This is a genomic window from Salinifilum aidingensis (genome assembly GCF_054782015.1).
In genome coordinates this window covers 116276-137249 of sequence record NZ_BAAGTH010000009.1, presented here as the reverse complement: position 1 = coordinate 137249, position 20974 = coordinate 116276, and the positions used below count along the sequence as shown (strand labels likewise).

General features: G+C 73.2%; 20 protein-coding genes. 14 read left to right on the top strand and 6 right to left on the bottom strand.

Translation table 11 applies throughout. The annotated features are described in order from the left end of the window. Window positions 1-90: 90 nt before the first annotated feature. Together ACYVJE_RS13885 and ACYVJE_RS13880 are read right to left on the bottom strand one after the other, a co-directional pair. A complete protein-coding gene (locus ACYVJE_RS13885; RefSeq protein ID WP_461144775.1) occupies window positions 91-1263 on the bottom strand; it encodes a macrolide family glycosyltransferase in 1173 nt (390 codons plus the stop codon). 129 nt (window positions 1264-1392) lie between these two features. Beyond that, window positions 1393-2187: a hypothetical protein gene (locus tag ACYVJE_RS13880; RefSeq protein WP_461144774.1), complete on the bottom strand. Its 795-nt coding sequence runs from the start codon at window positions 2185-2187 to the stop codon at window positions 1393-1395. 84 nt (window positions 2188-2271) lie between these two features. On the opposite strand from ACYVJE_RS13880, the gene ACYVJE_RS13875 reads away from it, so the two are divergent. Together ACYVJE_RS13875 and ACYVJE_RS13870 are read left to right on the top strand one after the other, a co-directional pair. Beyond that, entirely contained in the window at window positions 2272-3087 is an 816-nt protein-coding gene (locus ACYVJE_RS13875; protein ID WP_461144773.1) for a DUF3097 domain-containing protein, read from the top strand. Window positions 3088-3239: 152 nt separating this feature from the next. Further along, a complete protein-coding gene (locus ACYVJE_RS13870) occupies window positions 3240-3917 on the top strand; it encodes a trimeric intracellular cation channel family protein (RefSeq protein WP_461144772.1) in 678 nt (225 codons plus the stop codon). A gap of 18 nt (window positions 3918-3935) precedes the next feature. On the opposite strand, the gene ACYVJE_RS13865 is transcribed toward ACYVJE_RS13870, so the two are convergent. Further along, entirely contained in the window at window positions 3936-4091 is a 156-nt protein-coding gene (locus tag ACYVJE_RS13865; RefSeq protein ID WP_461144771.1) for a peptidase dimerization domain-containing protein, read from the bottom strand. 153 nt (window positions 4092-4244) lie between these two features. Between ACYVJE_RS13865 and ACYVJE_RS13860 the strand changes: the two genes are divergently transcribed. Both ACYVJE_RS13860 and ACYVJE_RS13855 read left to right on the top strand, forming a co-directional pair. Beyond that, window positions 4245-4676, top strand: a complete 432-nt coding sequence (locus ACYVJE_RS13860) for an NfeD family protein (RefSeq protein ID WP_459155780.1) — start codon at window positions 4245-4247, stop codon at window positions 4674-4676. 10 nt (window positions 4677-4686) lie between these two features. After that, window positions 4687-5934, top strand: a complete 1248-nt coding sequence (locus tag ACYVJE_RS13855; protein ID WP_461144770.1) for an SPFH domain-containing protein — start codon at window positions 4687-4689, stop codon at window positions 5932-5934. Window positions 5935-6122: 188 nt separating this feature from the next. Here ACYVJE_RS13855 and ACYVJE_RS13850 read toward each other — a convergent pair whose 3' ends face one another. After that, a complete protein-coding gene (locus ACYVJE_RS13850) occupies window positions 6123-6860 on the bottom strand; it encodes a GntR family transcriptional regulator (protein ID WP_461144769.1) in 738 nt (245 codons plus the stop codon). A 63-nt stretch (window positions 6861-6923) separates the two neighbouring features. Here ACYVJE_RS13850 and ACYVJE_RS13845 point away from each other — a divergent pair, with 63 nt between their 5' ends. The 3 genes from ACYVJE_RS13845 to ACYVJE_RS13835 all read left to right on the top strand — a co-directional run bounded on the left by ACYVJE_RS13845 (window position 6924) and on the right by ACYVJE_RS13835 (window position 9882). Further along, the gene (locus ACYVJE_RS13845) at window positions 6924-8216 is read left to right on the top strand and encodes an MFS transporter (RefSeq protein WP_461144768.1); all 1293 of its coding nucleotides are present in this window, start codon (window positions 6924-6926) and stop codon (window positions 8214-8216) included. A gap of 33 nt (window positions 8217-8249) precedes the next feature. Next, on the top strand, window positions 8250-8555 hold the full coding sequence (locus ACYVJE_RS13840; RefSeq protein WP_461144767.1) for a hypothetical protein: 306 nt from the start codon (window positions 8250-8252) through the stop codon (window positions 8553-8555). Between the two features lie 607 nt (window positions 8556-9162). Further along, window positions 9163-9882: a GntR family transcriptional regulator gene (locus ACYVJE_RS13835; protein WP_461144766.1), complete on the top strand. Its 720-nt coding sequence runs from the start codon at window positions 9163-9165 to the stop codon at window positions 9880-9882. Between the two features lie 51 nt (window positions 9883-9933). On the opposite strand, the gene ACYVJE_RS13830 is transcribed toward ACYVJE_RS13835, so the two are convergent. After that, entirely contained in the window at window positions 9934-11418 is a 1485-nt protein-coding gene (locus ACYVJE_RS13830; RefSeq protein ID WP_461144765.1) for an NAD-dependent succinate-semialdehyde dehydrogenase, read from the bottom strand. Window positions 11419-11707: 289 nt separating this feature from the next. Between ACYVJE_RS13830 and ACYVJE_RS13825 the strand changes: the two genes are divergently transcribed. Then, complete coding sequence (locus ACYVJE_RS13825; RefSeq protein WP_461144764.1) at window positions 11708-12820, top strand: LCP family protein; 1113 nt, start codon at window positions 11708-11710, stop codon at window positions 12818-12820. Between the two features lie 54 nt (window positions 12821-12874). On the opposite strand, the gene ACYVJE_RS13820 is transcribed toward ACYVJE_RS13825, so the two are convergent. After that, window positions 12875-13684, bottom strand: a complete 810-nt coding sequence (locus ACYVJE_RS13820; protein WP_461144763.1) for a lysozyme — start codon at window positions 13682-13684, stop codon at window positions 12875-12877. 184 nt (window positions 13685-13868) lie between these two features. Here ACYVJE_RS13820 and ACYVJE_RS13815 point away from each other — a divergent pair, with 184 nt between their 5' ends. From ACYVJE_RS13815 to ACYVJE_RS13790, 6 genes are all read left to right on the top strand, one after another. After that, complete coding sequence (locus ACYVJE_RS13815) at window positions 13869-15656, top strand: ABC-ATPase domain-containing protein (RefSeq protein ID WP_459155772.1); 1788 nt, start codon at window positions 13869-13871, stop codon at window positions 15654-15656. An 80-nt stretch (window positions 15657-15736) separates the two neighbouring features. After that, window positions 15737-16399 (top strand): phosphoribosyltransferase, encoded by a 663-nt coding sequence (locus ACYVJE_RS13810; RefSeq protein WP_461144762.1) that lies wholly within the window; start codon window positions 15737-15739, stop codon window positions 16397-16399. A 258-nt stretch (window positions 16400-16657) separates the two neighbouring features. Further along, window positions 16658-17068, top strand: coding sequence for a hypothetical protein (locus ACYVJE_RS13805; protein WP_461144761.1), 411 nt, complete (start codon window positions 16658-16660; stop codon window positions 17066-17068). A 193-nt stretch (window positions 17069-17261) separates the two neighbouring features. Continuing rightward, window positions 17262-19619, top strand: a complete 2358-nt coding sequence (locus tag ACYVJE_RS13800; protein WP_461144760.1) for an ATP-dependent Clp protease ATP-binding subunit — start codon at window positions 17262-17264, stop codon at window positions 19617-19619. A 181-nt stretch (window positions 19620-19800) separates the two neighbouring features. After that, window positions 19801-20265: an STAS domain-containing protein gene (locus tag ACYVJE_RS13795; protein WP_459155768.1), complete on the top strand. Its 465-nt coding sequence runs from the start codon at window positions 19801-19803 to the stop codon at window positions 20263-20265. A gap of 140 nt (window positions 20266-20405) precedes the next feature. Continuing rightward, on the top strand, window positions 20406-20921 hold the full coding sequence (locus tag ACYVJE_RS13790; RefSeq protein WP_459155767.1) for a gamma carbonic anhydrase family protein: 516 nt from the start codon (window positions 20406-20408) through the stop codon (window positions 20919-20921). The last annotated feature ends 53 nt before the right edge of the window (window positions 20922-20974 follow it).

Here is a 20974-nt window from a genome sequence, read left to right as displayed (position 1 = left end):
GGGTCGGCTGGTGCTGGGTGGGCAACCGGCACACCTGGACGGGTCCCGCCCCGGCCGCGGCGCCCCCGCTGGTTGCGGGGGCGGGCACCGTCAGCCGATGTGCTCTTCGATCAGGTCCGCACCCCGACCGGTCCCGCCGGCTTCGTGGATGGCCCGCTGCATCCGGGCCAGGTTGGCCCGCACATGCGGATCGGAGGAAACCCGTGCGACCGCGGCGCGCAGCTCCTCCGGTGAGGCCGTGTCCGCGTCGAGCCGTTCGCCCAGCCCGAGCTCCTGCACCCGGTCGGCGTTGGCGTCCTGCTCGGGCATCTGCGGCACGGTCACCAGCGGAACCCCGCGCTGCAGCGCCTCCATCACCGAGTTCATCCCCGCGTGCGAGAGGAACGCCGAGGCGCGGTGCAGCACGGCCAGCTGGGGAAAACGCGAGCGGACCTCGACCTGCGGCGGGAGCGGTCCCAGGGCCTCCGCGGGCACGTCGCCGAGGCTCATCGCCACCTGCCAGGAAGTGCCGCCGAACGCCTCCAGGCAGGTGCGGTAGAACTCCGGGCGCTCGGTGAAGATCGTTCCCAGCGCGACGTAGAGCACCGGTGCTCCGGGCGTCGGCGGTTCCCACGACTCGGCGCGCTCCCGCGCTCCCGCCAGCGGCCCGAGGAAGTGGAACCGCTCGTCGAAGCTGTCCCCGGCCGGCTGGAACTGCCGGGGGACGCACACCAGGTTCAGCGCTTCCGGAACGTCCGCGGTACCGGAGACGTCGAGCTGCGCACCGTGCTCGGCGGAGAAGGCGGCGCAGTCCGCGGCCAGCGCGGCCACGGTCGGGTCGTCGTCGCCGAGCCCGGCCGTGATCCGCTCGTCGAGGGAGAACCGCTCGTTCGACGCGAGGTTCGGCACCAGCCGCACCGCCGGCACGGCGAGCTTCGCGGCGACGAGCCGGGCCGGCCAGTTCGCGGTGTCGTAGCAGATCCCGTCCGGGCGGTGCGCGCCGCAGTGGTCGAGCAGCACCGGGTAGGCCGCGCGCATCGCGGCGAAGAGGTGCCGCAGCCACAGGTCCACCACCTCCGGACCCGCTTCGGGTGGTGGGACGAACGGTTCCAGCGGCGGCAGGGGGACCCAGTGCGCGTCGGAGTCCGCGACGGTCTCGGCGTGCGTGCTCTCGGTCGCGTAGTCGACGCGGTGCCCGCGGCGGACGAGTTCCTCCACCAGCGGCAGCGTCGGGTTCACGTGCCCGTGGCCGGCCAGTGCGACGAACAGCAGGTGCTTGCCCACGCCGCTGATCGTACCGGGCCCCGCCCCGGTGATCGTGCGGAGCGCGGCCGCGCTCCTCCGCGCCGGGGCGGCAAGCGCAGCTCGAGCCGGAACCCCGCCGCCGCACGCCCCGCCCGCCGGGCGGCGGGATCAGGTCTGCGAGGTGCGCTGGGCGAGGGCGCGCACCATCGCCGCCACGGCCGCGCAGCGCGCTTCCCGCACCCGTTCGGACAGCGGCCGCAGCGCTTCGGCCCGCGCGTGCCTCGCGGAGGAGGACAGGGCCCCGCCCGGGGTGTCCTCGCCGGCCGCGCGCAGGATCGCCGCCAGCTCGGCGGCGCGCTGCAGCACGCGCAGCGGACGGGCCGGCACCCCCTCCGGCCACGACGGCTCGGGCCGCTCGTCGACCTCGCGCGCGATCTCCTCGCGCACTCCGGGGCGGTGCCGGGCCACGTCGAGTTCGGAGAGCGCGGAGGCGGCCTCGCGCATCGCCGCGGTCATCCCGTGCTCGGCCTCGCCCAGCGGCAGGTCGGCCGGCGGCGGCAGGTCGCCGACGCGGTGCACGGTCCAGCGCAGGATGCCTTCGGCGATCGGGTGCGGCACGAGCCCGAGAGCGCTGTCCCGCAGCACCACGCCTTCCCGGGCCTGCATCGCCGCGCGGGAGAACGCGCTGACGCCGTCGAGGCCGCGCGCATCGCCCGGCACCGGCAGGACGAGGTCGGCTCGGCCGCCGCCGGCGCGGCGCAGCGCGGCCAGCAGCAACGCAGGACCCGCCGGTGTCTCCTCCGGCCCGGGCAGGTCGAGCTCACCGGCCAGCTCGTCGTCACCGGCGCGGACCTCCTGCAGCTCGCCCCACGCGGCGAGCGCGTCCAACAGGTCGTCGGCCGCGGCCGCGCCGTGCAGCCACGCCGAGGTCCACACCACCATCGTCGCGCTCGGACATGCCACGGGCATCGAGGATACCTCGCGCGCACGCGCGGGAGCGGGTGTGGCGGGAGGACGGCAGCGGTGCCGGCGCGCTACGGTCCGATCATGCGTTCGGTCGACTACGACGAGGATGTGCTGGCCCCCGGTCGGCGGCGCCGCCCGGTTCCCGAGATGCCCGCTGAGCGCGGGCTGGTGGTGGAAACCGCCAAGGACGGTTTCTGCGGTGCGGTCGTCAGCGCGGACAACGACGCGGTCGAGCTGGCCGACCGGCACGGCGCCCGCCGGGTGTTCCGGATGCGCCCGGCCGCGTTCCTGCACGAGGGGCGGCCGGTGACGCTCGTGCCGCCGCGGCCCGCGGAGCCGGAGCGCGCGGCGCGCTCGGCCTCCGGTTCGGTGCGCGTGGAGGGGCTGCGGGCCCGGCAGGCGCGGGCGAGTCGGATCTGGGTGGAAGGCGTGCACGACGCCGAGCTGCTCGAGCGGGTCTGGGGGCACGACCTGCGGGTGGAGGGGATCGTGGTGGAACCGCTGCACGGTCTGGACCACGTGGCCGAGGCGGTCGCCGACTTCGGGCCCGGGCCGGCGCGGCGCCTCGGGGTGCTCGTGGACCACCTGGTGGAGGGCAGCAAGGAGTCCCGGCTGGTCGAGCGGATCGGCAGTCCGCACGTGACCGTCACCGGCCACCCGTTCGTGGACGTGTGGGCCGCGGTGCGCCCCGAAGCGGTGGGCATCACCGCCTGGCCCGAGGTGCCGCGGGGGTTGGAGTGGAAGCAGGGCGTGTGCGACGCGCTCGGGTGGGGCGGCGTCGAGGACGGTTGGCGCCGCGTGCTCGCCTCCGTCTCCTCCCACCGCGACCTGGCCACCCCGCTCATCTCCGCGGTGGAGCAGCTCGTCGACTTCGTCGCCGATCCCGGTGAGGCCTGAACCGGGGAGTTCGCCGCGGGCGGTGCGCAGGCGGTCTGCGCGCACGGCTGCCGAGGCGCCTCCGCTGGGTCTCCGCCGGCGGGAGGTGGTGCGCGGGTGCGGCGCCGTGCCGCGGGGGAGTGGCGGTGCCGCTCCCGTGGTAGGCACGTGGGGTGTCCACCGAGCCGCCGCTGCTGCTTGCGCTTGATCTGACCGGCACCTTCGCCTTCGGGCTGAACGGGGCGTTGACAGCGGTGCGCGCAGCGCGGCTGGACGTGGTCGGCGTGGTCGCCCTCGGGATGATCACGGCGTTGGGCGGCGGGGTCATCCGCGACGTGCTCATCGGTGCGATCCCGCCGGCCACGTTCCGCGACTGGTACTACTTCGCGCTCGCCGCGGGGGGAGGGCTGCTCGCGTTCGCCCTCAGCAAGTGGCTGGTTCGGCTGGAGGGGCCGATCACGGTGCTCGACGCGGTCGGGTTGAGCGCGTTCGCGGTGATCGGGGCGAGCAAGGCGCTGGACTTCGGCCTCGAGGTCGGCCCCGCGCTGCTGCTGGGGGTGGTCACCGGCGTGGGTGGGGGCACGATCCGGGACACCCTCGTGCGGCGGGTTCCGACGGTGCTGCGCAGCGACCTGTACGCGATCCCCGCTCTGGTGGGGGCTGCGATCACCGTCGTCACCGTGGAGACCGGCGTCTACGGCCTGCCGGCCGCGCTGGGTGCCGTGGTGGCCTGCTTCACCATCCGGATGCTCGGGGTCCACTTCGGTCTCAACGCGCCGCGTCCGCCGCGCACCGGCCGCGGTTCGGGTGATTCCCGCCCTCCGGAGCCGGGGTCGGCGCAGCAGCGGTGAGCGCACCGGCGGCGCGCGTCAGCGGGCGAGCCACGCCAGGACGGCGACGACCAGCGCCTGCAACCGGAGCACGATCGCCGCGGCCAGCACCACGGGATCCACCGCCGCCTGCGGCATCGAGCCGTGCCCGCCGCGCCCGTGCACCGTGATGCGCATGCTGTCGGCGGCGGACATCACGGGCCCGGAGCGGGTGCCCAGCTGCCCGGCCGGTGCGGGAGGCCTGCAGCGCGGTGGTGCAGCTGTTCCGGGGCCTCGTCGCACGTCACGTCTTGATCACAGCGGTGCCTTGGGGACCAGGTGCGTGGTGGTGTCTGCCACCATGAGGACATGGGTGCCGCGCTGCTGTGGCTGATCGCCGGGGTGCTCCTGATCGGAGCGGAGGTGCTCTCCGGCGAGTTCGTCCTGGTGATGCTGGGGGTGGCCGCGCTGGGGGCGGCCGGTGCGGCGGCGCTCGGAGCGCCGCTGATCGTCGACGCCGTGGTCTTCGCCGGGTTGTCGGTCGGCCTGCTGCTGGCCGCCCGCCCCGCGTTGAAGCGCCGGTTCCAGGTCTCCCGGGAGCTGCCGACCAATGTCGACGCGCTCGTCGGCCGGCGCGCCCTGGTGCGCACGCGGGTGGACGCGCACGGTGGGCAGGTCAGCATCAACGGTGACGTGTGGTCGGCGCGGGCCCTCGACGAAACCCAGGTGTACGAGGCGGGGCAGACCGTGACGGTGATGGAGATCTCCGGCGCGACCGCCGTGGTGTGGGACGGACCTTAAGGAGGCTGGCATGGGCCCGACCGGGGTCATTGTCGCCGCGGTCATCGCGTTGCTGGTGATCGTGGTGGTGGTCAAATCGGTGCTCGTGGTGCCGCAGGCGAAGGCCGCGGTGATCGAGCGGTTGGGGCGGTTCAAGAGCGTGGCGCGACCGGGGCTGAACTTCCTCGTTCCGTTCCTGGACAAGGTGCGGGCGCGCATCGACCTGCGCGAGCAGGTGGTGTCGTTCCCGCCGCAGTCGGTGATCACCCAGGACAACCTGACGGTGTCGATCGACACGGTGGTGTACTTCCAGGTCACCGAGCCGAAGTCGGCGGTCTACGAGATCGACAACTACATCGTCGGCGTGGAGCAGCTGACCACGACGACGCTGCGCAACGTCGTCGGCGGGATGAGCCTGGAGCAGACGCTCACCTCCCGGGACCAGATCAACTCGACGCTGCGGGGCGTGCTCGACACGGAGACCGGCCGGTGGGGCATCCGGGTCGCGCGCGTGGAGCTCAAGGCGATCGACCCGCCGCCGTCGGTGCAGGACTCGATGGAGAAGCAGATGCGCGCCGACCGGGAGAAGCGCGCGATGATCCTCAACGCCGAGGGCGAGCGCGAGTCGGCGATCAAGACCGCCGAGGGGCAGAAGCAGTCGCAGATCCTCTCCGCCGAGGGGTCCAAGCAGGCGGCGATCCTCAACGCCGAGGCGGAGCGGCAGTCCAGCATCCTGCGCGGTCAGGGCGAGCGGGCGAACCAGTACCTGCAGGCGCAGGGGCAGGCCAAGGCGATCGAGAAGGTCTTCGCCGCGGTCAAGCAGGGCAAGCCGACGCCGGAGTTGCTGGCCTACCAGTACCTGCAGACGCTGCCGCAGATGGCGCAGGGCGATGCCAACAAGGTGTGGGTCGTGCCGAGCGACTTCAACAAGGCGCTGGAGGGCTTCGCCAAGCAGTTCGGCGAGCAGGGCGTCGACGGCGTGTTCCGGTACGAGCCTCCGGAGGGGGAGGCGCCGAGCATGGCTCCCGAAGAGGAGGAGGAGTCGGTCCAGCCGTGGTTCGACGTCTCCACCAATCCGCAGGTGGCCGAGGCGGTGGCCGCGGCGGAAGCGGTGGCGCGCAAGGAGGTGCCCAAGCCGAACGAGCCGAGCAGCGGTGGGGGTGGTTCCCCGGCCGGTGCTGCGGGCGGGCCGGGCGCGTTGACCGCGCCGCCGTCGGGCACCGAGGCGGCGAATCCGCCCGCCACGCAGCAGCCGGAGCAGCAGGGGGAGCAGAGCTGATCCTGGGCTGAGCCGCCCGTCCAGCTGGTCCGCGGGGCCGTCACCGATCCGTCGGTGGCGGCCCCGCGGTCATGCGGTGGCCCGGAAGCGCAGTGCACTGCTGTTTATCGCTTGGATGCTTTCAGTGTTCACCAAAATTCATCACTTCAGCCGCGCTGCAGCAACACAGCACGGACGGAAGGAGCTGATCAGGCGCCGGTGCCCGACGGTTCGGCTTCCGGGGGTTCGAGGTAGGCGCCGCCGGTGATGCCGAGGGCCCGGAGCGTGCCGAGGAGGTGTTCGCGCAGGACGCTCTTGGCGCGGTCGGGGTCGTTGTCGCGCACGGCGGTGGCGAGCGCGGTGTGCTGGCGGGTCAACCGGGCGCGGTCGGTGTGCGTCCGGGCCGTGGCGGTGATGCGCATCTGCTTGTCGCGCAGGGTGGTGTAGAGCTCGGTGACGACGGGGTTGCCGGCCGCTGCGACGAGGTGGGCGTGGAAGTCGCGGTCGGTGCTGTGCAGCGCGGCGTCGCTGGGGTCTTCGGCGGTGCAGGCCGGGTGCGCGGCGAGTTCGGCGCCGACGGTGGTCATGGTCTCGGTGCCTTCGGCGGCGAGCTTGTCGATGGCGAAGGTTTCCAGCGACAGGCGCGCCTCGAGCACCGAGCGCGCCTCGGCGGGGGAGACGGGCACGACGAAGGCGCCGCGCTTGGGGTACAGGCGCAGGAATCCTTCGGTCTGCAGGCGCAGGAACGCTTCCCGCACGGGGGTGCGGGACATGGTCAGGGCGTTGGCGATCTCGCCTTCGGACAGCAGGTGGCCGTCGGGCAGGCTGCCGTCCAGCAGTCCTGCTTTGACGTGCTGGTAGGCGCGGTCGGCTGCCGGCACGTCGCTGTTCGGCGCGGTCCCGTTGCCCGCTTCCGCGCTGTTCGTTTCCGATGTTGCGCTCGACACGGTGCCATCGTACTGCCCCGCTTCTTGTATCTATGATGGATACAAGTCTTGGGGAGGTCAGTCGTGTCAGCACCCGCGAGCAGCGTGGACAGGAGTGCGCGTCCGGCGTCGCGTTTCGCCCTCGACGGGGCGGGCGCCTGGATCGTCTGGGGCATCGGGGCCGTGTGCTACATGGTGGCGCTGTTCCACCGCGCCAGCCTCGGCGTGGCCGCGCCGCAGGCCCTGGAGCGCTTCTCGGCGGGCCCGGCGCTGCTGTCGGTGTTCTCCGCGCTGCAGCTGGGCGTGTACCTGGCGCTGCAGATCCCCGCAGGTGTGCTGGCCGACCGCCTCGGGCCGCGGCGGGTGATCTCCGCCGGGATGCTGTGCCTGGCCGTCGGCTCGGCCGTGTTCGGCCTCGGCGCATCGGCCGCGGGCGGCATCGTCGGCCGCATGCTCATCGGCTTCGGTGACGCGTTCATGTTCACCAACGTGCTGCGGCTGGCGGCGCACTGGTTCACACCGCGCCGCTTCGGGAAGATCGCGGCGCTGACCGGTCTGGCCGGCGGTCTGGGCCAGGTGGTGGCGACGTTGCCGCTGAGCCTGGCGCTGGACACCGCCGGGTGGGTGGCCACGTTCCTCATCGCGGCGGTGGCCACGGCCGCCCTGGCCGCGGTGGCTGCGGCGTTCCTCCGCAACCGGCCGCCGGAGAGCGCTCCCGAGGTGCCGCGCGCGGGGAGCGGCCCGGCGGAGCGCGTGGTGGATTCGCTGGGCGCGGTCGTGCGGCAGCGCGGCACGCGGTACTCGTTCTGGGTGCACTTCGTGCTCATGGCGCAGTTCGTGGCGATCACGACGCTGTGGGGCGGGCCGTGGCTGACCGAGGCGCAGGGGCGCGGCCCGGCGGAAGTGGGCTCGCTGCTGCTGCTGTGCGTGGCCGGTTTCCTGGTGGGCACGTGGTTCAGTGGTCAGTTCGTCGCCGGGCGGCACCGGCGGCGCGAGGGGTTCACCCTGGGCATGTCGCTGCTCGTGGTGCTGTGCTGGTCCGTGCTCGTGCTCTGGCCGGGGGTGCTGCCGTCCGCGGTGCTGCTCGTGGTGCTGCTGGCGATCGGTTTCGCCGGCGGGGCGGCGATGCTGGCCTTCGACGGCGCGCGTGCGGCCAACACCGCCGAGCGCTCGGGCACGGCCTCGGGCGTGGTGAACATGGGCGGGTTCACCGCCGCGGTGCTCGTGCAGTTGCTGGTGGGGCTGGTGCTGCAGCTGGTGTCGGAGGTGCCGGCTGCGGCGGCCTACCGGTGGGCGTTCGCGCCGGTGCTGGTGCTGCTGGTCGCGGGGGCGGTGGCGCAGGTCGCGTCCTCGTCGTTGCGGCGGCGCCGGGTGTGAGCGCTGCCGGGCAGGTCGTGCGGGGTGCGCCGGTTGGAATCGCTGATCGCCTCGGTGGCCGCGGAGTGCGCGGTCGGCGGTGGCTCGCTCCCCGCGGCATCGGGGCCGGGTCAGGCAGGTCCGTCGGGGGGCGGTGTCGCGGTCGTGGCGGTGTTCGTGGGCGGTGAGGGTGTCGATGCCGGTGGCGATCTCGCGGTAGGTGTCGGGCTCGCGGTCCGGCGGGTGGACGGTGTCGATGAGGTGGCGGAGCAGGGTGGCGAACGGTGGCAGCGGGTGTCGGTGCGGCCGGGGCTGTTCGGTGGTCGTGGGGGTCACCGCTCGCGTGTTGTCAACACCTGACGCGTCAGGTGTAGCACATGTGTCTGTTTGTTGACGGTCTGCCCGGTGTTTGTTTGCATGAGTCCGCACGCGGCGGGCGCTCGGTGCGTTCGTCCGTGCGGTGGTGACGCCCTTCCTCTGGGGGTAGGGGCGTCGTCTCCGCGCCGAGGTGCGGCGCGGAGGTCGCGGGCGTGGCGCAGCGGTTCGGACCGCCTGCGGGTCCGTCCGCTTGGGCGGAGTCGCCGTCGGTGCCGCTGCTCGGGTGTTCCCGCGGTGCTTGCCCGGGGATCGCCGCCGCGGAGGCCGGTGGATGCGGGCCTCGGGAGTTCCCCGTCGTGCTCAGCTGCTCTTCCCTGCTGTTCTGGTCGTGCACGCAACGTTGCCCGGGTCGGTGGGCCCCGGGGTGGTGTGCGGTGTGCCAGGGTTGTGCGTGGTCGTCGCGGGCGTCGGTGCCGTGGCCTGTCGTGGAGATCGCCGCACCGACCGGTGAGGTAGCATTGTCGACAATTGACCGACGCCGGTGGAGGGGAGAGGCGGCGGCGTGTTCGTGACCGCCCGCGTTGGTGCGCTGCGGAGCGCGCCCGGCGCGGGCGAGCAGTGGGTGGCCACCGCCTGATGCGAGGAGATGATGTGCGTGTTCGACAGTGGTCGGTGGGGCGCTGAGGATCCTGCGCCGGGCGAGTTAGAGCCGGTCCAGCGGCGGTCCACGGCGGCGATCGTGGCCGAGCAGTTGCGCTCGGCCATCATGTACGGATCGTTGGCGCCGGGCAGCCAGCTGGGCGAGGCCGAGCTGGCGCAGCGGCTGGGTGTCAGCCGCGGCCCGCTGCGGGAGGCGATGCAGCGGTTGGTCGCCGAGGGGCTGCTGCACAGCGAGCCGCATCGCGGGTTGTTCGTGATGACGCTGGACACCGAGGACGTGCGCGACATCTACCTGGGCCGGTTCGCGGTGGAGCGGGCGGCCTGCGAGCAGATCGTGCGCACGCGGCGCGAGGCGGCGGTGGCGGAGTTGAGCGAGGTGCACGCCCGGATGGTCTCCGCGGCCGAGCAGGCCGATCCGGTGGCCATCTCGGACGCGGACCAGGAGTTCCACGAGGCGTTGGTGCGGGCCTCGGGCAGTGCGCGGCTGCAGCGGATGGCGGCCACGCTGCTGGTGGAGAAGCGGATGTGCCTGACCGCGCTGCAGGACAAGTACCAGGCCGACGAGCACGCTCTGGTGGACGAGCACCAGGGGTTGATCGACGCGATCGAAGGGGGCGACGAGGGTCTGGTGCTCTCGCGGCTGCGGGCGCACATGCGGGACGCGTTGCGCCGGTTGAACGCCTCGTGGGCCGACGAGAGCGAGCTGTAGCTCGCCGGTGGCGCCGGCGGCGGAGGGCCGCGGCCGGCGCCACCGGCGCGGTCACATCCCGCCGATGTTGACGTACTTCGTCTCGAGGTACTCGTCGATGCCGAGCTCGCCGCCTTCGCGGCCGAGGCCGGAGTGCTTGATCCCGCCGAAGGGGGCGGCCGCGTTGGACACGACGCCCTGGTTGAGGCCGACCATGCCGGATTCGAGGTGTTCGGACACGCGCAGCCCGCGGGTGAGGTCGGTGGTGTAGAGGTAGCTGACCAGTCCGAACTCGGTGCTGTTGGCCAGCTGCAGCGCCTCGCCTTCGGTGGTGAAGGTGGTGATCGGGGCGACGGGGCCGAAGATCTCCTCGTGGTGCATCCGCGCGGCGGCGGGCACGTCGGTGAGCACGGTGGGGCTGTAGAAGTAGCCGGTGTCGCCGGTGGTGCTGCCGCCGGTGCGCACGCGGGCGCCGCGGGCGAGGGCGTCGCCGACCAGTTCGGTGACCTTGTCGCGCTGGTCGGCGTCGATGAGCGGGCCGACCTCGACCGCGTCGGAGACGCCGCGGCCGAGTCGCAGCCGGCTCATGCGGTCGGCCATGCGGTCGGCGAAGTCCTCGGCGACGGCGGTGTGCACGTAGAACCGGTTGGCCGCGGTGCAGGCTTCGCCGATGTTGCGCATTTTCGCCTGCATCGCTCCGTCGACGGCGGCGTCGAGGTCGGCGTCGTCGAAGACGAGGAACGGGGCGTTGCCGCCGAGTTCCATGCTCGTGTTGAGCACCTGGTCGGCGGACTGGCGCAGCAGGGTGCGGCCGACCTCGGTGGATCCGGTGAAGGAGACCTTGCGGGTGCGCTGGTCGGACAGCAGCGGTTCGACGAGCCGTCCGGCGTGGCGGGTGGGCACGAGGTTGAGCACGCCGTCGGGCAGGCCGGCCTCGCCGAGGATCTCGGCCAGCGCGAGCATGGACAGCGGGGTCTGGTGGGCCGGTTTGACCACCATGGTGCAGCCGGCCGCCACGGCCGGACCGATCTTGCGGGTGCCCATCGCGGCGGGGAAGTTCCACGGGGTGACCAGCACGCACGGGCCGACCGGCTGCCGGTGGGTGAGGATGCGGCCGCTGCCACTGGGCGCCACCGCGTAGTCGCCGGAAATGCGCACGGCCTCCTCGGCGAACCAGCGGAAGAACTCCGCGGCGTAGGTGATCTCCCCGCGCGATTCGGCCAGCGGCTTGCCCATCTCCAACGTCATCAGCAACGCGAGGTCCTCACGACGCTGCATCATCAGCTCGTAGGCGCGACGCAGGATCTCACCCCGTTCGCGGGGGGAGTGGTGCGCCCAGGCGACTTGCGCCTCGGCCGCGGCGGCCAACGCCGCCACCCCGTCAGCAGGGGAGGCATCAGCGACGGAACAGAGCACCGACGCCGTCGACGGGTCCTCGACCTCGTAGGTCCGCTCGCCGGTGGCCGCGCGCCACGAACCGCCGATGAGCAGCTGTTTCGGCGCGGTGTCGAGCACGGTCGCTTCCCGCGGGTGCTCGTGCGCGGTGACCTGGGACATGCTGGTCCTCCTGTCGCAGCGTGCGGTGGGCGTGGTCCTCGGTGCGTGCTGCCGCCCGAGGGACGCGGGTCGATCGTAGGGCGGCTGCGCGGGGTCCTTCGACCGCGCGCGCCGACCGGGTGAGTCGGTGTGACGTGTCCCCCGTCCCGGCGTGTCGTGGTGCCCTGCGGTGATGGTGATGATCTGGGGTGGTGCGGCGGTGGATGGCGTCGCTGGTGGCGGTGTCTGGGATGCTTCTGCGCGATGGACTGCCCGCGGGCACGGAACCGACAAGCCGGGTGTGGTGCACATGAGTGACTGGTCGGCGACACCGCCGTCGAGGGGCCGCGGGCCGCGCGGCGGGGGCAAGTACGACTACTACGCCGGGCGTCAGCAGCGGCGTCCGCAGCCGCCGTCGCAGGGGCAGCGGCGTCCGTCCGCACCGCCGCCGCAGCAGCGTGGGGAGCGCAAGCGGCGGTGGCCGCGGCGGCTGGGGGTCGTGGTGCTGGTGCTGCTGCTGGCGCTGGGCGGACTGTTGTTCTACGTGGACAGCCGGTTGCAGCGCACCGAGGCGTTGGACTTCTCCGGGGGTGCTGCCGACAGCGCGGGCACGAACTGGCTGCTGGTCGGTTCGGACAGCCGCGCGGGGTTGGACGAGTCGCGGCGCGAGGAGTTGTCGGCCGGTGACGCCGGGGGGCGCCGCACGGACACGATGATGCTGCTGCACGTGCCGGCGGGCGGGGGGCAGCCGGCGTTGATCAGCCTGCCGCGGGATTCGTACGTGCCCATCCCGGGGCACGGGTGGGGGAAGTTGAACTCGTCGTTCTCCTACGGCGGGCCGCAGCTGCTGTCGCAGACGGTGGAGAAGTCGACCGGGGTGCACATCGATCGGTACGCCGAGATCGGGTTCGGCGGCTTCGCCGATCTGGTCGACGCGGTCGGCGGGGTGAACGTGCACCTGGACGAGCCGTTGAACGACGAGAAGGCGAACGTGCACCTGCCGGCCGGGAAGGCGCATCTGGACGGGCCGACGGCGTTGGGCTTCGTCCGCGCCCGCTACGGCCTGGAAGGCGGGGACCTGGAGCGGGCCGAGAACCAGCGCAAGCTGCTGGGGGCGTTGGTGGACAAGGCCACGAGTCCGACGGTGCTGCTCAACCCGTACCGCGCGTGGCGGTTGGCTTCGGACGGACCGCGGACGTTCTTGGTGGACAACGGCGCGCACGTGTGGCACCTGATGTTCTTGGCCCGCTCGATGGGCCGGATCAGCGGTGGCGAGGGGGTGACCACGAGCGTGCCGTTCGGCGAGTTCGAAACCACCCCGGACGGGCAGTCGGTGGTGCGTTGGGACAGCGAGAACGCCGCGCGGATGTTCGAGGCCGTGGCCAACGACGAGCCGATCCCGCGGGATCTGCTGGGGCAGTGAGCGCGCCGGTGGGCCACCGCGGGCGGCTCGGGTGGCCCACCGGGTGCGGGCGGGTCAACCCCGGGCGAGGGCGGTGAGCTGGGCGGGGCTGCCGTTGAACACGTCCTGCCCGCCGGGGAAGGCGCCGCGGGTGCCGTGCTGCCACACGGTGTGGTTGGTCCATCCGGCGGGCAGCTCGCCCACCTCCGGGCCGTAGCGGGCGATCCACAGGGGGCTGTTGCCGGCGAATCCCGGGTTGGCGCCGGTGCACTTGTTCCACCACGCGGCGTTGGTGTAGATCATCGGGTGCCGGCCGGTGCGCGCGTTGTAGGTGTTGCTGAAGTCCTGCAACCACTGGGACATCTCGTGCGGGGCGAGTCCGTAGCAGTCCGCGCCGTAGGGGTTGTTCTCGATGTCGAGCACCCCGGGCAGGGTGCGCCCGTCGGGGGTCCACGTGCCGCCGTGGTCGGCGAAGTAGTTCGCCTGGGACGCGCCGGAGGAGCGGTCGGGCAGGGCGAAGTGGTAGGCGCCGGTGAGCAGTCCGACCGCGCGGGCCCCGTTCCACTGGGCGGTGTAGGAGCCGCTGCGGAAGCCGGTGCCCTCGGTGGCCTTGACGAAGGCGAACCGTGCTCCGTCGGCCTTGACCTGGTTCCAGTTGATCTGCGGCTGGTGTCCGGAGACGTCGAGGCCGGCCACGGTTCCGGCGCGCTGTTCGGCCGGGCCGGGGGGTGCGGTGGGTTCGGCCTGGGCGGGGGTGGTGGCCAGGGCGGCGAGTGCGGCCAGCGCCAGCGCGGGCAGCAGGCGGGTGCTCGGGCGGGGGCGTCGGGGTTGTCGGGCCGGCTCGGGAGAGGGGGCGGTCGACGGTGTCACGAGCGTTGCCTCCATGCGGTCGGACCTGGTGGTGCCGGCTGTGCGGGGCGCGTCCGCAGCAGTCCGGCCGTTGCGTGATCGGAGAATAACCACGTGTGATGATCTGTGCCCGTTGTCGCCGGGCGTGGCGCGCGGGACGTGTGGTGATGTGTCTCTCCCGATTGGAGTTTCGCGCTTGCGTCCGGTACGTCTCGGGGATATGGCACAGGGATATGACGGGGGCGCCCGGTCGGGGCGCCCCGGAAACGGGCGCGGCCGCGGTGGAGATCGGCGCCGCGAGGATGCGCGCGGTGGTCCGAAATCTTCCGGCGGTCCGCGCAACGAGCGCACCGACCAGGGGCTGCGGCGGGAGCTGAAGTCGATGCACGGCTCCAGCTACGGCCGCTACAAGTCGTTGATGGGGCAGTGGGCCTTCGACGGGTTCACGTTGGACGTGCAGAAGGTGCAGCCCGACCCGTACGCGCCGGCCAGCCGGTGCGAGGTGCGGGTGGATCCGGCCACGGCGGGTTTTCCCGAGGAGTTGTGGGCCACGCCGGTGCGGGCGCGGGCGTTGGCGAACTTCCTGGTGCGCGGGGCGCACCGGCGGTTGAAGGACAGTCGCCTGCGCGTGGACGCGGGGTATCAGCAGGTGCTGGATCGCAGTGCTTGCCAGATCGTCGAGGGCACGGTGGTGCTGCGGTTGGGCATCGACATGCCGGGCCGGGGTCGCACCATCGACGGGCGTGCTGCCGAGCGGGCGTTGTGCGATGACGTGCCGGCGATGGTGGAGCACGCGCTGCGGTGGGACACCGCTGATCAGGACGCGGCGCGCGCGTTCGTGGAGTCGGTGGAGGACACCGACGCGTTGCGGCAGCAGCTGCCGGAACGGGGGCTGGTGGCGTTCGTCGCCGACGGGGCGGTGCTGCCGCGGCGGTCCGGGGTGGACGACCGGCCGTTGACGGGTGCGGTGCCGTTCTCCTCGCCGGAGTCGATGCGCGTGTCGGTGACCCTGCCGAACCGGGGTGTGGTGTCGGGCATGGGGGTGCCCGAGGGGATCACGCTCATCGTCGGTGGCGGGTTCCACGGCAAGTCGACGCTGCTGCGGGCGCTGGAGTTCGGCGTGTACGACCACGTGCCCGGGGACGGGCGCGAGCTGGTGGTCTGCCGCGACGAGACGGTCAAGGTCCGCGCTGAGGACGGTCGGCGGGTGCACCGGGTGGACGTCTCGCCGTTCGTGGACCACTTGCCGACGGGGGCGGACACGAGTGACTTCTCCACCGACAACGCCTCCGGGTCGACGTCGCAGGCGGCGACGATCGTGGAGTCGGTCGAGGCGGGGGCGCGGCTGCTGCTGGTCGATGAGGACACCGCGGCGACGAACCTGATGATCCGCGATGCGCGGATGCAGACGCTGGTGGCCAAGGACTCGGAGCCGCTGACGCCGTTCGTGGACGTCATCCGCCCGCTGTACGAGCAGCGGGGCGTGTCGACGATGCTGGTCATGGGCGGTTCGGGTGACTACATGGACGTGGCCGACCAGGTGGTGATGATGGATGCCTACCAGGCGTTCGACGTCACCGACCGGGCGCGTGAGCTGGCGGCCAGTCCCACCGGGCGGGCCTCGGAGGCCGAGGAGTTCCCCGCGGTGCGCGACCGGGTGGTGGATCCGAAGTCGATCGCCACCGACCGGCCGAAGGTGCGTTCGCGCGGTGTGGACGCGTTGACGTTGTCCGATTCGACGATCGAGTTGCGCGCGGTGGAGCAGCTGGTCGACCCGAGTCAGGTCACGGGCATCGGGTTGGCGCTGGTGACGTTGGCGCGGCGCGGTGTCGTCGACGGGCGCCGCACGGTGGCCGAGGTGCTGCAGGCCTACCGCGAGCAGGTGCAGCAGCGGGGCATCGCCGCGGTCGACGAGCAGTACGTGGGGGATTTCGCCGTGCCGCGCCGGTTCGAGCTGGCCGCGGCGTTGAACCGGTTGCGTGCGCTGCGGGTGTCCGGTTTCCGCTGAGTCCGGTGAGGTTTGCCGCGGCGGCCGCTGCGGGCATCTCGCGGGGGAACGAGGCAGCAGCGTGGTGAACGGAGACGTCGATGACGCGGTGGTCGACGGCCCGCCACGGGGTGCAGGGCTATGCCGATCGGCGGCACGCGGGTGGCGTGCTGGCCGAACGCGTGCAGCACCTGGGGCTGTCGGACCCGTTGGTGCTGGGGCTGGTGCGGGGTGGTGTTCCCGTGGCGGCCGAGGTGGCGCGTGCCCTGGGGGCGCCGTTGCGGGTGTGCGTGTCCCGCAAGGTCGGTGCCCCCGGTCAGCCGGAGTTGGCGCTGGGGGCGGTGACCGCGCACGGTCCGGCGACCTACGACGAGCGCATGGTAGCGGCGTTCGACGTGGGCGAGCAGTGGTGGCGGCAGGCGTGCGAGCGGGAGCAGGCCGAGGCCGCGCGGCGGGAGCGCGTGTTCGGGCAGGATCCGGCCGAGCGGTGGTCCGGGCACGAGGTGGTGCTCGTCGACGACGGGTTGGCCACCGGTGCCACGGCGCGGGCGGCGGTGCGCATGGTGCGGCAGGCCGATCCGGCGCGGGTGGTGCTGGCCGTGCCGGTGGGGTCGCCGGAGGCGGTGCGTCAGCTGCAGCGGGAGGCCGATGAGGTGGTGTGCGTGCTGCAGCCGACGTCGTTCACCGCGGTGGGCCAGTGGTACCAGTCGTTTCCGGCGACCTCGGACGAGGAGATCCACCGGCTTCTGGCCGCGCCCCAGTGACGGCACCGCAGGCGGGCCCGCTGCGGTGTGCGGTGACGGGCGTGGGGGCTCTCGTCCGGGAACGCGCGGTTCGGGCTGCTTTGTCGCATGCGTCCGGCCCGTGCGCGGTGCGGTGCGTTTTCCCCGTCACCTGCCTGGGCGACTCCTGGTCCGCGAGCGCTACTGTCGACCGCACCGCGGCACCGGTGCGGTGTGTTCCCGCCCGGTGTGGTGCGGTTCGGTCGCAGTGGAGACGAGGATCGGGTAAACGGGGCAGTGATGACGAACGCTGATGCATCCGCGGAGGGACCGCAGGGACGGTCGTCCTCGGCGCGGCGGTCGAGCAGCCGCCGCAGCGCCGAGGAGGCCGCTGCGGCGGAGAAGGGCTATTCGGCCGAGGTGTCGCAGCAGGTCGCCGAGGCGGTGACGGCGTTGGCGCGGCGGTTGGCCGACCCGTCGGTGGCGCATTCGGTCGAGGAGATCGAGCAGGTCGTGCGGGGGTTCTCCACGACGGTGGAGGGCATGGCCGAGGGGGTGGACGGGTTGACCGAGTGGCTGCGCGCGGCCGGGCACGCGGGGGCGTTGTCCGGGCACGCCTCGGTGGTGTCCGAGCGGATGGTGCACCTCGGGCGGGAGTTGACGCGGCTGGCCGAGGCGGTGCAGCGGGCCCAGCGCGGCGAGTCCGCCTGAGCACCCGCCGCGCCGGCCGGGTGCGGGGTGCGTTTCCCGCGGCACCGGCGGGGTGGTTCCGGGCCGCGTGGGCGCCCGCGGTCCGCAGTGGACAGCGCGGGGATTGGTAGGCTGCTGCTCGTGCGGGGTGGCGTGTCCGGCGCGCCGGTGGCGCGCGGGTGCGGTGTGCGCGTGGTGCGGATCGGAGGTGCGCGTGGATCGCGGCGGTGTCGGCGAGTCCTCGGCCGCGTTCGACTCGGCGGTGCGTCGCTGGTGGGACAGCGCCGCCGCCGAGGTCGGTGCGGCGGATGCCGACTGGTCGGCGCTGTTGGACGCGCCGGCGCGGCGGGTGCTCACCGTCGCGTTGCGCTCCGCGGTCGAGGTCGCCGCGCCGCAGTTGGACACCGCGCACCTGTTGTGGGCGGCCACGCAGGAGGAGGAGACCGCGGCGCTCCTGTCCGAGTCCGGTGTGGACGTTGACGATCTGGCCGCGGCGACCCGCCGTGCCGTCGACGAGGCCGCGCAGCGCGGTGAGCAGGTGCCCGCGTTGGCGCCGTCGGCGCGGCGCGCGCTGGCCGGAGCGCATCAGCAGGCCCGCCGGGAGGGGGCGTCCGTGGTGGGGCCGCGGCACCTGCTGCTCGGGTTGGCCACCGATGCCGACTCGGCCGCGGGGCGCGCGTTGGCGCGGGCCGCGGGTTCGGGCGAGGCCGGTGGGGTGCTGTCGCCGACGCCGCGGTTGGACGAGTTCGGTTGGGACGTGACCGCGCAGGCGCGGGCCGGTGGGTTGGATCCGGTGGTCGGTCGGGACGAGGAGATCGAGCAGGCGGTGGAGATCCTCGGTCGGCGGGGCAAGAACAACCCGCTGTTCCTCGGGGACCCGGGGGTGGGCAAGACCGCCGTGGTGGAGGGGTTGGCGCAGCGCGTGGTGGCTGGTGCGGTGCCGCCGTCGTTGGCGCGCACGCGCATCGTCGCGGTGGACATGGCCGGCATGGTCGCCGGGGCGCGGTACCGCGGGGAGTTCGAGCAGCGGTTCCGGGATCTGCTGGAGGAGCTGCGGCAGCACCGCGACCGGGTGATGGTGTTCGTCGACGAGGTGCACAGCATCGTCGGCGCGGGTGCGGGCGAGGGCTCGTTGGACGCGGGCACGATGCTCAAACCGGCCTTGGCGCGAGGTGAGGTGCGCCTGCTGGGGGCGACGACGGTGGAGGAGTACCGCCGGCACATCGCGCGGGACGCGGCGTTGGAGCGGCGGTTCGCCCCGATCATGGTCGAGGAACCGTCCACGCAGGATGCCGTGTCGGTGCTGGAGGGGCTGCGGGAGCGGTTCCAGCAGCACCACCAGGTGCAGGTGGACGCGGCGGCGCTGTCGGCGGCGGTGCAGTTGTCGCAGCGGTACCTGCCGGAACGGTTCCTGCCGGACAAGGCGGTGGACGTGTTGGACCAGACGTGTTCGCGGGTGCGGCTGCGCCGCGGCGGGTTCGCCGCGGACGTGCCGTTCGTGCCGACGGTGGGGTCCGACGACGTCGGTGAGGTGGTCGCCCGCCGCTGCGGGGTGCCGGTGGGTGAGGTGGAGCCGGACGATCCGCGGGCGCTGCTGGACCTGGAGCAGCGGTTGCAGCGCCGCGTGCTCGGTCAGGACCGGGCGGTGCGCGTGGTGTCCGAGGCGGTGCGCCGGGCGCGGGCCGGGCTGGGGGATCCGGACCGGCCGATCGGCGGGTTCGTGTTCCTCGGCCCCACCGGGGTGGGCAAGACCGAGCTGGCGCGTGCGCTGGCCGAGGCCCTGTTCGGCGACACGCAGCAGTTGATCCGGTTGGACATGAGCGAGTACCAGGAGAAGCACGCGGTCTCGCGGCTGGTGGGGGCGCCGCCGGGTTACGTGGGGCACGGGGAGGCCGGTGAGCTCACCGACCGGGTGCGGCGGCAGCGGCACGCGGTGGTGCTGCTCGACGAGGTGGAGAAGGCCCACCCGGACGTGTTCCACATGCTGCTGCAGGTGCTGGACGCGGGCCGGTTGACCGACGCGCAGGGCCGCACGGTCGACTTCCGCGACGCGGTGATCATCATGACCTCCAACCTCGGTGCGGACGCCGTGGCGGCCTCGGCGCGCGGCGACGACGGCCACGGCGGTGAGGACGCCGCGGTGGACGCGGCGGTGTGGCAGCAGCTGCGGGCGTTCTTCCGGCCGGAGTTCCTCAACCGCGTGGACGACGTGGTGACCTTCCGCCCGCTGGGGTTGCAGGCGCTGCTGCGCATCACCGAGTCGCTGCTGCAGCGCACCGCGGAGCGGCTGCAGGACCGCGGGGTGGAGTTCGCCGCCGAGGACGAGGCCGTGACGTGGCTGGTGCGGCGCGGGTGGCACCCGGAGTTCGGGGCGCGGCCGCTGCGGCGGGTGCTGCAGCAGGAGGTGGACAACCGGTTGGCCGGGCTGGTGCTGTCCGGGGAGGTCGCCGCCGGGCACCGGGTCACGCTGCGGGCTGACGGTGAGGAGTTGACCTGCGTGGTCTCGCGGGCGTGGGAGCCGGTCGCGGCGGGGCGGCACGCGGCCGGTGGTGCGGCCTCCGCGGGGGAGTGACCCGCGGCGCGGCCACCGCACCCCACCCCGGTTCACACGACCGGATTAGGTTTTGTCGCGCGTGTCGCGGTGCTCCTACGGTAGGAAGTGCGGCTGCAGCGCGGGGCCCGTTCTCCGCTGCCGGAGTACGCCGCCGGGGGACACCCGCGGCCGAGGCACGTGGCAACCGGGAGGGACTTCTGTGATCGCGGCACGATCCGGGATGCGCGGCGACCCGCCGTGGCTGGACGAGCACGCCCTCGTCGCCCCCCGCGCCCCCAGCGAACCCATGACCCGCACCGACCGGTTGCGGTTGCACGTCGAATGGCCCCACACCGGGCTGGTGGTCGTGCGCATCGCCGGTGAAGTCGACCTCGCCGCGCTGCCCCGCACCCTGGAAATGCTGCGGCAGCGGCTCAGCGCCGCCCACCTGCACACCGTCGTCATCGACCTCACCGGGGTGTCCTACTGCACCAGCGCCGCCGCGGAACTGCTCGTGCGGGTGCAGCAACGCGCCGACCGGCGCAACGTGGTCTGCTACGTCGTGCCCGGTCGCGGTCCGGTGGCGCGGCTGCTGCAGCTGGTCGAGCTGACCGACCGGTTCGCCTGCCGCGAGTCGACCGCGGACGTGTTCACCGAACTGCACCTCGACGCGCCCCAGGCCTGACCCCTCACCGCCCACCCCGGTGGGTGATCGAGGTCACCGCCGCGGGGACGGACGCGGCTGGCAGGATGCGCGCAGACGATCACCCGCCGGCGCCGCCGGTGGGGCTGCGGTGCGCCCGTGGCGAGGGAACAGGAGGACGTGTGCAGGCGCCAGTGATCGAACCCGTCGACGACCACCACCCGCAGGTCCCGCAGCAGGCGTTCGTCGCCGCAGGGGCGCACCTGCTGGGACGCGTGCGGCTCGGCGAGGACGCCAGCGTGTGGTACACGGCGGTGCTGCGCGGCGACCAGGAGCACATCACCGTCGGAGCGCGCACCAACGTCCAGGACGGCTGCGTGCTGCACGCCGACCCGGGGCTGCCGGCCGCGCTCGGCGCGGACGTGACCGTGGGGCACCGGGCCGTGGTGCACGGCTGCACCGTCGAGGACGGGTGTTTGATCGGCATGGGCGCGGTGCTGCTCAACGGCTGCCACATCGGCGCCGGTTCGCTGGTGGCGGCGGGCACCGTCGTGCTCGAGGGCACCGAGGTGCCGCCCGGTTCGCTCGTGGTGGGCTCGCCGGGCAAGGTGCGCCGCGAGCTGTCCGAGCAGGAGCGCGCCGTGCTGGCCGCCTCGGCCGAGCAGTACGTGGCGCTGGCGGCCAAGCACCGCAGCTAACCCGCCGCGGTAGGAGTTCGGCGGCGCGGCGTCGGCGGTGTCGGGCTGGGGAT